This window comes from Legionella gratiana (genome assembly GCF_001467695.1).
Classification (GTDB): Bacteria; Pseudomonadota; Gammaproteobacteria; order Legionellales; family Legionellaceae; genus Legionella; species Legionella gratiana.
In genome coordinates this window covers 146,101-157,891 of record NZ_LNYE01000023.1, presented here as the reverse complement: position 1 = coordinate 157,891, position 11,791 = coordinate 146,101, and the positions used below count along the sequence as shown (strand labels likewise).

Sequence of the window (11,791 nt, the reverse complement as noted above, 5' to 3'; positions counted from 1 at the left end):
TCGACAGAGCAAAGTGAGGGATTTATCAGGCCGAACGTTTGAGAATATTAGTGGTTTTGAATACGCGATGTGGGCGTTGGATAAACACATGTGGACAAAAATGCTTGCCTGTTTACCAAAGGATAAGGAAGGTGAAGAAATAAAAGATAAATTAAGAGAGCAATATAAACAGGTAAAAGAAGTAGGTGTGACTTATATCCTTAATGGCGTAACACAACATTATATGCCTGACCCTGTAACGAAGACAGAACATCATTTTGATTTTGATAACACTATCCTTAAAGAACTTCAAAAATATGTTAAGAAATACGATGGTAATCAATGGCGAACAGGTGTTGGTGGTGCACAACGATTATTACCCATTCATGTTGTTGATGAATACTGTAGTGATGAGGCGTTTCATCCTGTCCCTGCATTTAAAGAACAACCCAAATCATCGAGGAGATTTGATAATTGGTTGAATTATGGCAGGAAGGAATCTTGGTTTTTTGAGGGTTCTAAGCTGGGGGTGGATTTTGCAATATATAAAGGCCGTCCCTGGTGGTTTAGCGGGCCAAAGGCTGAGAAGGATGGGGAACGCGGGCTATGGGATAGCGTCGATTTAAATGCGCTGAGGGCGCTATGTGAAGTCAGAACAAATGATTTTATTGCGCTAGAAAATGATCTCAAGCCCTGCAACTTGAATGAAAATCTTTATAAGATCTAATATCCATTGAGCGCAATGCGTGCTGATTCTGATTTTTTGGAATTATGAAGAAATTTTTCCGCAAGCAATACGCGCTCCTCCACCACCTAAAGATGGATTATCACTATAATTATCCCCACCCTCATGAACCATAATAGAGTGTCCTTTAATATCTTTGGTTTTTAAACGAGGTGCTAATATGGGAATCACTGCAGTTCCATTGCTATCAACAACCAATACTGGCAAATCACCCAGATGGCCATTGCCATATGGACCTTGGTGACTCTTTGTATTCGCAGGATCTAAATGACCACCTGCATTCATAGCATTATTGCCACAATCTGGATGTTGATGGACATGGAAGCCATGGATGCCCGCAGGGAGTCCCGTTAATTGGGGTTTAACCAGCAAACCATAGTGACTGTCTTCAAAAACAACTTTTCCTACTGAGGTTCCATTTGTTGTATAAACATTGCTAGTTACACTATCAGCATTCGATACAGATGCAATTAATAAAGAAAACATACTGACCATAAACTTCCCTGAATGTTTCATTTTAGCCATGTTTCAATCCTTTTTTAGTGACAATTTTTGTATTCTAACATAGCATAGCAGTTACCAGGTCATTTAAACGTTAAATTTCAAAAATAAATTAAAGAAGTGAATTACTTCTCTAAGGTTTTTATTATGACTCAATATGTAACACCAAAAATTAGAACAGCCACTTTAGAAGATGCTGAAGCTATAGCCAAAATTCATATCCATTCTTGGCAGAAAATGTACAAAGATTTTATTCCAGAAACGATATTACAAAATTTATCTCTTAACGAGCGTACTCTGCAATGGCATGATTTAATAAAACAACATGTAAAAGTATTAATAATAGAAATCAATCATCAAATTGTTGGTTTTGCGAGCATAGGTGCTTTTCATAATTTTGGTGTAGATGATGGTTCAATGGGAGAAATTAAAGCAATTTATTTACATCCCGATTATTGGCGCAAGGGATTAGGAACTCAATTATGCTTGGCTGCCATTTCTGAATTAGCGAAATTAGGGTACAAAAAAGTGCTTTTATGGGTATTTGAAGATAATATTCAAGCCCGAAAATTCTATGATGCTTTGGGATTTGAAGTAACCAGCTCAACCAAACTCGAAGAGTTTTATGATGGCGGTGCTTTATTAAAAGAAGTTCTTTATCAAAAAGTAATTTAGCTCAAGTATGAACATAGCTAATGTTTTATTTATCGAAGATTCACCCTCCACTTTCATGCGTGGAAGGTGACAAGATTCCTTAATTATGCAAATTTTATTTACGTTCATTTAGCAACATAAAAGCCATTTCCATGCTTTTTAAGTTGAACTCGCGTTATTTAGTATGCGAAGTTCCATCCACACAAGTACAAGTGCCGCTTCTTTGAGTAATATCAATGATGCACGACTTCATCCCTTGATGTGCTTGACAAAAATGCTCACAATTCCCCTGCTGAGTTGCATTACACATTTTCATATCATCTGCAACTGCTAAAATAGGGCTGAAATACAAGCCCATACTAAGTACAGCAATTAAAGGTCTAATAAACATTTTCCCTCCTAGTAAAGATATTTTTATTCAATGTTTTTCTTTCACTATGATGGTTATTATAGATCTAAAAAAAAATCTCATGCATATTTATTTACTGCTTTTATATTCCAGATAGAATTTTAATGACTAAAAAACATTTTTGTCGAAACGTGCATCAATACTTTATAATATAATTAATCATTTCTTTCCTCCTAATGGCTGCTATGAATGATATCAATATAGAGGGATTACAAAACCTATTGAGTGAAGCTCGAAAAAGCATCGAGTCTTCTGAACAAATTCTCAATGAACTTGGTGATGATGCAAAGGCAGCTGAAGTATCCTTTATGGAAGATACAGTGTATTCCATTCAATTAGTACTTCAATATCGATTCGGTTGCCAAGATGCACTAGCAGTACTTTTTCATCTTGATCAAAATCTCCTTTATCTCTTAGGAATTCAACCACAACATTCAGCCAAAATGAATTTTGATCGATTAGCTTATGCTTTAGGCCATGATGATTTAAAACAAATGCTTCATGCCCTCTCTTTACTCGTGAGTGCTTTATTAAAAATTACTAACCGTTATCAAAAGGAGCACCTCAAATTTGGATTAAAATCAAGTAAACCTGTAAAACAAAACTCAATTATTAAAGGAATGCAGAAACTTATTTCACTAAACAATCACTTTATAAGCTTAATTCTCAAACTAGAAAACAATGTAACACTGCTTTTAGAGCACCAATCTATTGGACCAATTTTTGATCATATAGCCGCTATTAGAGGACCCATTTCTCAATTTTATCAAGCAATATTAAATGGCATAGGTGAAGCAAAGGAACTCTATGAAAAAATTAATTTGAATCAACCCATAAATAACAGAGTTGATCTGCTTTTAAGACAAGCAGAAGAAGTACTTCAAATCATGCCTTCAATATATAAACCGCGTCCCCAATATACCTTACGTCAAGCCCCTCAAATATCTTCGGAACAATTAGAGCAACGTGCAACTGCAAAACGCTTACGCCCATTTTTTTAAAAATTTGAACAAATTACTAGGCAACGTTCCAGACTTTATGTGACATACTGTTTATTTTTAGAGGATACATAGATCGCAGCGATTACTTGGATCTACCTCATCTTCCGCGCTAAGAGTTCTAAAAGAGTATGATGCTGCTTTTCGCGGAAGAGGGTTTTGAAGGTAATTAATAATTATAGATAACACCCTACTCCATCATAACCAATCACCTGACATTCTTTGTAAGTACCTTTATCAAGACGATAACTTACCGAACCGTAATAAGCAATAATATCACCCTCTTTAGTTTGTTCTATATGAGGTTTTTGAAAACTATCAATGGATTCGCAGGCAGAGTGATTTAGTATCCAAGTAACACCCTCCCTAACAACGCGCGACTTACCTGGTGTTAATGAATTCTTTCCACAATTTTTCATCGCTAAACGTTCCATTTTTGGGGATGAAAAGAGTAAATCATAACCTGCTGCTGCAGCCTTCACTGCATTTTCAGCATCCAAGATTCCATGTCCACAAGGCTTTTTCCCAACACACGATTTATTCGGATCAGAGCTTACTCCAAAATTATGTGTTGTAATATAAAGTAACTGCTCAATTTGCTCAGAACTAAGTGTTTTATTACTTGCTGCAAGAATCAATCCTGCAACACCCGCAACATGCGGCGTTGCCATGCTGGTTCCTTGATAAAAATCAAATCCGGATCCTCCATAGCCACCCCCGGGATTCACCGTGGATAAGATGCCACCCCAAAGCCCATAACGTTTATCACCTCCTGGGGCCGCTAAAGTCACACTAGGGCCATAGTTCGAAAAGTACGATCTAAGTCCCTCTGGTCCTGTAGAGGCGACTTTAATAGTTCCATTACAAATCGCTGGGGCATTAAAATGCTCCCATACATTATCATTTCCAGCAGCCACGGCAAGAACTGCACCATTCTCTCGTGCAAAAAAGACCGCCTCTTGTAAAGCTTGATCGCAATAATCAATTTCTTCATTCGGTCCTTTATCTACACCAAAACTCATATTTAATATTTTTGCCGGATGAATATTCTTTGGAACCCCGGGAACATCGCCACCTACAGCCCAATAAATAGCATTGATTACGGAGCTTTCATAAAACATTCCATTACTACCAGGGATTTTTAGTGGAAGAATTTTTAAGTTTTCTCCCATGCCACTCATAACATGACCATAACCCGCTATTGTTCCGGCTACATGAGTACCATGATAAGATTTCGTCTCATCCATCAAGTTATTATTATTCCCTGCAAAATTCCAACCCCATATAGTACCAGTATCATCTTTAACAAGGTTATTGATTAAACTTTCGTTTAAAGCAATCCCGGTATCTAATACCGCTACTACTACGGGTTCTTTAGATAAACCAGTAGTATAAAACCAAGCACCATCACGGAAACCTGGCTTAGATTCCAACATAATTCCAGCAGGTCGTGAAAATTCATCCCATTGAATTTCATGTGATAATAAATTACCAGGATCCAAAATTTCAGGATCGGGAACGGGTTTAAAATAACTTACGCGGTCTTTCACTGCATATAAAACTTGTGGATTTTTACGCAGACGGTCCAATACTAAAGAAGTTGTATCCTTATCCTCTGTTTCTTTAGAAAGGGGGCTATTTGTAGCATCTAAAATTAATAAATAAGCACCATTCGCCATAGGATTTAATTGATTCACAGGTAATTGTGTCATTTGTTTTATTTGTGACTTTAACGAAGAAACACTCGTTATTTGTTCTTTATATTTGATAATCACTCGAACAGTATCCTGTTTGGGTGTCGCAAAAGTATTATGGGCGATGGACAAAAGACTTAGGCTTAAAATCCCTAATTTCAACATGCAAAATCTCCTTATAAAAATGCATAGCCAATCAGTATGCAATAAGATAAATATCAACACAAGATCAAACTTATCTCAAAATGATGCCGTCCTATACGTCATGTATTAAACTTAAATGACAGTTGAAATTATTCATGTGAGTTATACTCCCCAAATATAGACAATTTTAAACCAGTAGTTTGCTATAATATCTATTATGTCCAAATTTTAATCAATTGATCGTGAGTAATGAAAAGCACAACAAATTTCAACGATTGTTTTCCGGAAAACATGGAGAATATCGTGATTTAACGGTTGGAAAAGTAAAAAGCGAAGGGGCTGAAATAGGTGCATTTTTCAGTTGTTCGAAAACTCATTCTGAAAAACAGGAAGAGAAAATAAACTTCTTAGGAAAATTTATAACTAAACCAGTAGAAGAAAAGATCTATATGGATATTGTAGGATATTTTTCAAATGCTCCATCAACACGATTAGCCTGCTTTACAGAAGAAATTGTCAAGGAGTGTTCGCGTAAAAGCACAACATATTCTTGGATGAAACCAGACGAATTTGAGTATGAGGTTTGGATGGGGGGGCTTAGAAATAGATATCCTAAAGTTAAAGAAGAATATTTAACTTACCTATCAAAGCTGGTACCAGGATATCGTAATTTAGAAGATTATAAAGTAAACGATTTAAATGAAAAAATCAACTTTAAAGATTATATCGAAAAATACCATAAATTTCCTTCATCCGTTATAATAAACGACCAAGAATATCCCTTAACTGGAATCATGAAAAATGCTGCGGTAGCACTTTTTATAGGCGATAAAGACTGGTTAGGTGGCTCCTGCAAAAATACCGGAGCCTATATTGAAAATATAAATGGAACTGATTGCGCTGTCACTATTAATATAGATGCTGGATTTGCGGCTGATACGGATATAGAACCATTCAAAATTTCAAAAAATGTTATTCCATATAATGCTAACTACAGCTCAACCGACGAGAGTAAAGACTCGATTCATATAGATATGTTATCACCGGAACTACGCAATGAGTTTTTGCAAGCTTTATATTTAATTGTACACCGTTATCCTGAAAACGATATAAGGATGGATCATTTACTTGAGGCAATAGTCAGAAGAAATGGAGCATTTAACGATCCATCATTTGATCATGAAATTTTAACGGATGAAAATGCAATAAAAATAATCGATAAGTTAAAAAATAGAATTAACGAATTAAGAGAAACTTTTTCTGTAGCACTTCAAGAATATGCTCATAATAATGTAGACCTTTTAAATGAGCTAGTACATCAAGCACAAGAAAAAGATCTTGAGTTCTTACACCATATTCAAGAAACACATGAAGAACAGACTTCCCTGCGTCAAGAGCAAATTCCTAATGAACCAGAGCATCATATTGACTCAGATGAAGAGATATTTATAGAACCAGATGAAAACTCTGTAAATCCAATCACACCGGGAAAGTCAACTTGGTCTGATCTTTTTAACTCAATCAATTGGAAAAAATTTGGGATAGCGAGTATTGGAACGGCAGCAGCAGTTGCAGCTGTAGCTGCATTTTCCATGAAAAAATCATTTTAATCACTAAGAATAGCTTTGTTGCCTGGACAAGAAGCATCCAGGCTAAAAATTACAAATTAATAACGATAATGATCCGGTTTATAAGGACCTTTGATCGCAACACCTAAATATTGAGCTTGTTCATCGGTTAATTGAGTTAACTTCACGCCAATCCGAGCTAAATGCAACCGAGCAACTTTTTCATCCAATAGTTTAGGAAGAACATAAACTTGCTTTTCATATTGAGCAGCATTTTTAAATAACTCAATTTGAGCTAAAACCTGATTGGAAAAAGAGGCTGACATTACAAAGCTAGGATGACCTGTCGCACAACCTAAATTCACCAAACGTCCTTCAGCTAAAAGTATAATGCGTTTACCATCAGGAAAAATGACATGATCCACTTGGGGCTTAATATTTTCCCATTGATATTTCTTTAAGCTGTGTACATCGATTTCGGAGTCAAAATGACCAATATTACATAAAATAGCTTGGTTCCGCATTCTTTTCATATGATCATGAGTGACTACATGATAATTACCTGTCGCAGTAACCACAATATCTACTTGCTCTGCAACATCATCTAAAGTAACCACACGATATCCTTCCATAGCTGCTTGAAGAGCGCAAATAGGATCAATTTCAGCAATTAAAACAACAGCACCTTGTCCTCGTAGCGCTTGGGCACAACCTTTACCTACATCTCCATAACCTAAAATGAGAGCAACCTTTCCTGCAATCATTACGTCAGTAGCTCGTTTTAAACCATCTAATAAAGATTCACGGCAACCGTATAAATTATCAAACTTAGACTTAGTGACTGAATCATTCACATTAATTGCAGGAATACTTAACTCACCTTGTTTAGCCATTTCATACAAGCGAGCAACACCCGTAGTGGTTTCTTCCGAAACGCCTTTAATTTCAGATAATAACTCAGGATGTTTTTGATGAATGATTTGTGTTAAATCACCACCATCATCTAACAATAAATTAGGCGCCCAATTATTGGGTCCAGTCAATGTTTGTTCCACACACCACCAGTACTCCTCCTCCGTTTCACCTTTCCAAGCAAATACAGGGATACCTTTAGCTGCAATAGCAGCAGCAGCATGGTCTTGAGTAGAAAATATATTACAAGAAGACCAACGCACTTCAGCACCTAAAGCAACTAAAGTTTCAATCAGCACAGCTGTTTGAATGGTCATGTGCAAACAACCTGCAATACGAGCACCTTTTAAGGGTTTAGTTGGTCCAAATTCTTCACGCAAAGCCATCAAACCCGGCATTTCTGTCTCAGCTATAGCAATTTCTTTGCGTCCCCAAGAAGCCAACGACATATCTGCAACTTTATAATCCTGTATCATAGTGCCTCTCACTCCTACTTTATCGACCAATTCCATCACAATCTCCTTATAATGCTTTACGTAATTCAGCCACTTTGTCTAAACGTTCCCAAGGAAAAGTTTCACGTCCGTAATGGCCGTAAGTTGCTGTTTGTCTATAAATTGGACGAAGTAAGTCATGGTATTCAATAATACCTTGTGGTGTTAAATCAAAATGAGTATTGATTAGCTCAATGATTTCACTATCTTTTAATCGTCCTGTACCAAAGGTTTCAACAAAGATTGAAGTAGGTTCGGCAACACCAATAGCGTAAGAAATTTGTAGCTCACACTTATCGGCTAGACCCGCAGCGACTATATTCTTAGCAACATGCCGTGCTGCGTATGCCGCAGAACGATCAACTTTTGAAGGATCTTTACCGGAGAAACATCCCCCCCCATGTCTAGCCATACCACCATAGGTATCCACAATAATTTTACGCCCCGTTAATCCACAATCCCCTAAAGGACCACCAATAACAAAACGACCTGTTGGATTAATAAAATAACGAGTTTTTCGCGTCAACCACTCAGCTGGTAATGTCGTTTTAATCACTTCTTCACGTATCGCCTCAATTAAATCATTATGACTCATTTCAGCCGCATGTTGGGTTGAGAAAACAACTGTATCCACTTCAACAGGTATTCCCTGCTCGTATTTTAAAGTTAATTGACATTTAGCATCTGGCCGCAACCAAGGTAAAGCACCTGATTTACGTAAATAGGCTTGCTTCTCCATCAATCGATGTGCATAGGCAATAGGTGCTGGCATATAAACATCTGTCTCACGACTCGCATAACCAAACATGAGACCTTGATCTCCGGCACCAAGAATTTTAGTTTCGTGGTTATCAACACCTTGAGCAATATCAGGAGATTGTTTCCCTATTGCAGAAAGCACTGCACAGGACTCCCAGTCAAAACCCATTTGCGAACTATTATAGCCTATCTCTTTAACTACTTGTCGTGTAACTGCCTCAACGTCTACCCATGCTTTGGTAGTAATTTCACCACCGACCAATACCATACCTGTTTTAACAAACACCTCGCATGCTACTCGTGCTTTTGGATCTTGCGTTAAAATAGCATCTAGAATTGCATCGGAAATTTGATCAGCTATCTTGTCCGGGTGTCCTTCGGAAACAGATTCTGAAGTAAAGACATGACTTTCATTCATTGTTAATCCTCTTTAATATGTATTTGTATATCGAGCTGTTGGCTTTTCCTATCTCTACCAACTTCCAAAGATTATCTGCAGAATTTTGGTAAAGAAATGGGTAACAACCTTTACCTCATCAACTGTATAAACTCATTAAATATTATTTCTATATCATGTGGTCCAGGGCTAGCCTCTGGATGTCCTTGAAAACCTAAAGCAGGCTTCTCTTTATGTCTAATACCTTGCAACGTATTATCAAATAAAGAACGATGAGTAATAGCAAGACAATCTGGCAAACTCTCTTCATCCACTGCAAAACCATGATTTTGGCTGGTTATAAAAACACGTTTTTTACCTTCAATTTCAATAACAGGATGGTTCGCACCGTGATGACCAAATTTCATCTTTTTGGTTGCTCCCCCACAAGCTAAAGCTAAAATTTGAAAACCCAAACAAATACCAAATACAGGTATTTTATGTGCTAAAAATTCTTGAGTCGCACGGATGGCATAATCACACGCTTCTGGATCTCCAGGACCATTCGATAAAAAGATACCATTAGGATTCATTGCCAGAACTTCTGCTGCTGAGGTTGTAGCAGGCACTAAAGTCAAATGACAACCTTTATCATATAAGATACGTAAAATATTGTGCTTCACGCCAAAATCATAAGCAACCACATGAAATTGTTGCGGCTGAGAATTTTTTCCCCATTCTCCACAACCAGTATGCCAACGCTCTATTGTTTTTCTGGAAACTTCTAATGCCAAATCCACACCCTGTAAGCCAGAAAAAGAGTGTGCTTTTGCTAAAACCGACTCAGGATTTGCAATATCAGTACTGATGCATGCTCCTAATGAGCCTTTTTCACGTAAACGCAAAGTCAAATCGCGAGTATCAATACCTGCAATAGCAACCACTCCATTTTTTTTGAGCCAATCAGGTAATGATTGATCAGCACGATAATTGCTAGGTGTAATTGAAGCATTACGGATCACTAAACCCGAAGCCCAAACTTTATTGGACTCCATATCCACATGATTACATCCAGTATTTCCAACGTGTGCGGTGGTCAAAGTAATGATTTGTCGTGCATACGAAGGATCAGTAAGCATTTCTTGATAACCAGTTAGCGAAGTATTAAAAACCAACTCGCCAATACAATCACCTGACGCTCCTATTGAAATGCCTTCATAAATGGTACCGTCGGCTAATGCTAAAATTGCTGGTTGATTCATCATGGATCTACTCTAAGTTGTTTTCAATGATTTAATTTCAGCTTAAGTGAAACTGCATAACCAAAGCGATGCACTCATCTAAGCTCAAAAAATGCACATACAGATAAATGTCAGCAATTGTAACGTACTTATTTTAAAATTTCATGTCTTCAAAGAATTTTTTCACACCAGCAAACCAGGAATTAGAGCGTGGAGAATGGTTTCCTTTGGCATTTTCCAATGATTCATGGAATTTTGTTAACAATTCTTTTTGCTCTCGTGATAAATTAACGGGTGTTTCTACAACTACTTTACATAATAAATCGCCTTGACCATGCCCGCGTACGGATTTCATTCCTTTGCCCCTTAAACGAAACACTTTACCTGTTTGCGTTTCTTCAGGAATCTTTAACGTAACTCGTCCTTCAAGGGTAGGAACTTCTATTGAACCACCTAAAGCTGCGGTGATAAAACTTATGGGCACATCACAATGTAAATCATTTTCATGTCGCTCAAATATGGCATGCTTTTTGATACTAACCTGTACATAAAGATCACCTGGACCACCTCCATGCATTCCAGCCTCACCCTCACCACTTAAACGCACTCTATCCCCAGTATCAACGCCAGGTGGAATTTTGACGGTAAGCTTTTTACTTTCGCGTATCCTGCCTTGACCATGACAACTTGAGCATGGGTCAGAAATAATTTTACCTTCTCCATGACAATGAGGACATGTTTGTTGAATGGAAAAAAAACCCTGTTGGATGCGTACCTGCCCTATTCCATTACAGGTTTCACATGTTTTTGGTTGGGTTCCTGCTTTTGCTCCAGAACCATTACAAACGGTGCAAGAGCCATGTCTCGGAACAGTAATTGGAACTTCTTTACCTAAGGCAGCTTCTTCAAGGGTTAACTGCACATTGAATTGCAAATCAGCACCGCGTTGGCCGCGTGATTGTCGCCCAGAAGCCCGCCCACCTGAAAAAATATTTTCAAAAATATCTTCGAAAACATCACCAAAACCGCCAAAGCCACCAAAACCACCAGGGCCACCTCGCATAGTAGGATCAACCCCCGCATGACCGAATTGGTCATAAGCCGACCGTTTTTGTGGATCGGATAAAATACTGTACGCACTTTGAATTTCTTTAAATTTTTCTTCTGCTGCAGAATCGCCAGGATTACGATCTGGGTGATACTTCATTGCCAATTTGCGATATGCTTTTTTAATTTCAGCATCACTGGCAGTTCGACTTACTTCTAAAAGTTCATAATAATCCCGCTTTTCCATAACCACTCACAAAATTTAAAAAT

11 protein-coding genes are annotated in these 11,791 nt (G+C 37.5%); 4 read left to right on the top strand and 7 right to left on the bottom strand.

The annotated features are described in order from the left end of the window. A partial coding sequence (locus tag Lgra_RS17530) for an F-box protein (RefSeq protein WP_238584432.1) occupies positions 1 to 706 on the top strand: 706 nt, incomplete at its 5' end. Between the two features lie 42 nt (positions 707 to 748). On the opposite strand, the gene Lgra_RS11565 is transcribed toward Lgra_RS17530, so the two are convergent. Beyond that, complete coding sequence (locus tag Lgra_RS11565) at positions 749 to 1,240, bottom strand: superoxide dismutase family protein (protein ID WP_172468424.1); 492 nt, start codon at positions 1,238 to 1,240, stop codon at positions 749 to 751. 132 nt (positions 1,241 to 1,372) lie between these two features. On the opposite strand from Lgra_RS11565, the gene Lgra_RS11560 reads away from it, so the two are divergent. Beyond that, entirely contained in the window at positions 1,373 to 1,900 is a 528-nt protein-coding gene (locus Lgra_RS11560; RefSeq protein WP_058499429.1) for a GNAT family N-acetyltransferase, read from the top strand. Between the two features lie 154 nt (positions 1,901 to 2,054). Here Lgra_RS11560 and Lgra_RS11555 read toward each other — a convergent pair whose 3' ends face one another. Then, on the bottom strand, positions 2,055 to 2,270 hold the full coding sequence (locus Lgra_RS11555; RefSeq protein ID WP_058499428.1) for a hypothetical protein: 216 nt from the start codon (positions 2,268 to 2,270) through the stop codon (positions 2,055 to 2,057). Between the two features lie 203 nt (positions 2,271 to 2,473). Between Lgra_RS11555 and Lgra_RS11550 the strand changes: the two genes are divergently transcribed. Continuing rightward, complete coding sequence (locus tag Lgra_RS11550; RefSeq protein ID WP_058499427.1) at positions 2,474 to 3,289, top strand: hypothetical protein; 816 nt, start codon at positions 2,474 to 2,476, stop codon at positions 3,287 to 3,289. A 173-nt stretch (positions 3,290 to 3,462) separates the two neighbouring features. On the opposite strand, the gene Lgra_RS11545 is transcribed toward Lgra_RS11550, so the two are convergent. Next, a complete protein-coding gene (locus Lgra_RS11545) occupies positions 3,463 to 5,145 on the bottom strand; it encodes a S8 family serine peptidase (RefSeq protein ID WP_058499426.1) in 1,683 nt (560 codons plus the stop codon). A gap of 221 nt (positions 5,146 to 5,366) precedes the next feature. Between Lgra_RS11545 and Lgra_RS11540 the strand changes: the two genes are divergently transcribed. Further along, a complete protein-coding gene (locus Lgra_RS11540; RefSeq protein ID WP_058499425.1) occupies positions 5,367 to 6,734 on the top strand; it encodes a hypothetical protein in 1,368 nt (455 codons plus the stop codon). Positions 6,735 to 6,790: 56 nt separating this feature from the next. On the opposite strand, the gene ahcY is transcribed toward Lgra_RS11540, so the two are convergent. The 4 genes from ahcY to dnaJ form a co-directional block, all read right to left on the bottom strand. Next, a complete protein-coding gene (gene ahcY / locus Lgra_RS11535) occupies positions 6,791 to 8,116 on the bottom strand; it encodes an adenosylhomocysteinase (protein WP_058499424.1) in 1,326 nt (441 codons plus the stop codon). Positions 8,117 to 8,126: 10 nt separating this feature from the next. Further along, on the bottom strand, positions 8,127 to 9,275 hold the full coding sequence (metK, locus tag Lgra_RS11530; RefSeq protein ID WP_058499423.1) for a methionine adenosyltransferase: 1,149 nt from the start codon (positions 9,273 to 9,275) through the stop codon (positions 8,127 to 8,129). A 110-nt stretch (positions 9,276 to 9,385) separates the two neighbouring features. Then, the gene (gene carA / locus Lgra_RS11525) at positions 9,386 to 10,498 is read right to left on the bottom strand and encodes a glutamine-hydrolyzing carbamoyl-phosphate synthase small subunit (RefSeq protein ID WP_058499422.1); all 1,113 of its coding nucleotides are present in this window, start codon (positions 10,496 to 10,498) and stop codon (positions 9,386 to 9,388) included. A gap of 130 nt (positions 10,499 to 10,628) precedes the next feature. Then, on the bottom strand, positions 10,629 to 11,768 hold the full coding sequence (gene dnaJ, locus Lgra_RS11520) for a molecular chaperone DnaJ (protein WP_058499421.1): 1,140 nt from the start codon (positions 11,766 to 11,768) through the stop codon (positions 10,629 to 10,631). Positions 11,769 to 11,791 lie beyond the last annotated feature (23 nt).

Excerpts from the sequence above, each read along its gene's own strand:
- Lgra_RS11565 (WP_172468424.1), bottom strand. The coding sequence starts at position 1,240 with ATGAAACATTCAGGGAAGTTTATGGTCAGTATGTTTTCTTTATTAATT.
- Lgra_RS11560 (WP_058499429.1), top strand. The coding sequence starts at position 1,373 with ATGACTCAATATGTAACACCAAAAATTAGAACAGCCACTTTAGAAGAT.
- Lgra_RS11555 (WP_058499428.1), bottom strand. The coding sequence starts at position 2,270 with ATGTTTATTAGACCTTTAATTGCTGTACTTAGTATGGGCTTGTATTTC.
- Lgra_RS11550 (WP_058499427.1), top strand. The coding sequence starts at position 2,474 with ATGAATGATATCAATATAGAGGGATTACAAAACCTATTGAGTGAAGCT.
- Lgra_RS11545 (WP_058499426.1), bottom strand. The coding sequence starts at position 5,145 with ATGTTGAAATTAGGGATTTTAAGCCTAAGTCTTTTGTCCATCGCCCAT.
- ahcY (WP_058499424.1), bottom strand. The coding sequence starts at position 8,116 with ATGGAATTGGTCGATAAAGTAGGAGTGAGAGGCACTATGATACAGGAT.
- metK (WP_058499423.1), bottom strand. The coding sequence starts at position 9,275 with ATGAATGAAAGTCATGTCTTTACTTCAGAATCTGTTTCCGAAGGACAC.
- carA (WP_058499422.1), bottom strand. The coding sequence starts at position 10,498 with ATGATGAATCAACCAGCAATTTTAGCATTAGCCGACGGTACCATTTAT.
- dnaJ (WP_058499421.1), bottom strand. The coding sequence starts at position 11,768 with ATGGAAAAGCGGGATTATTATGAACTTTTAGAAGTAAGTCGAACTGCC.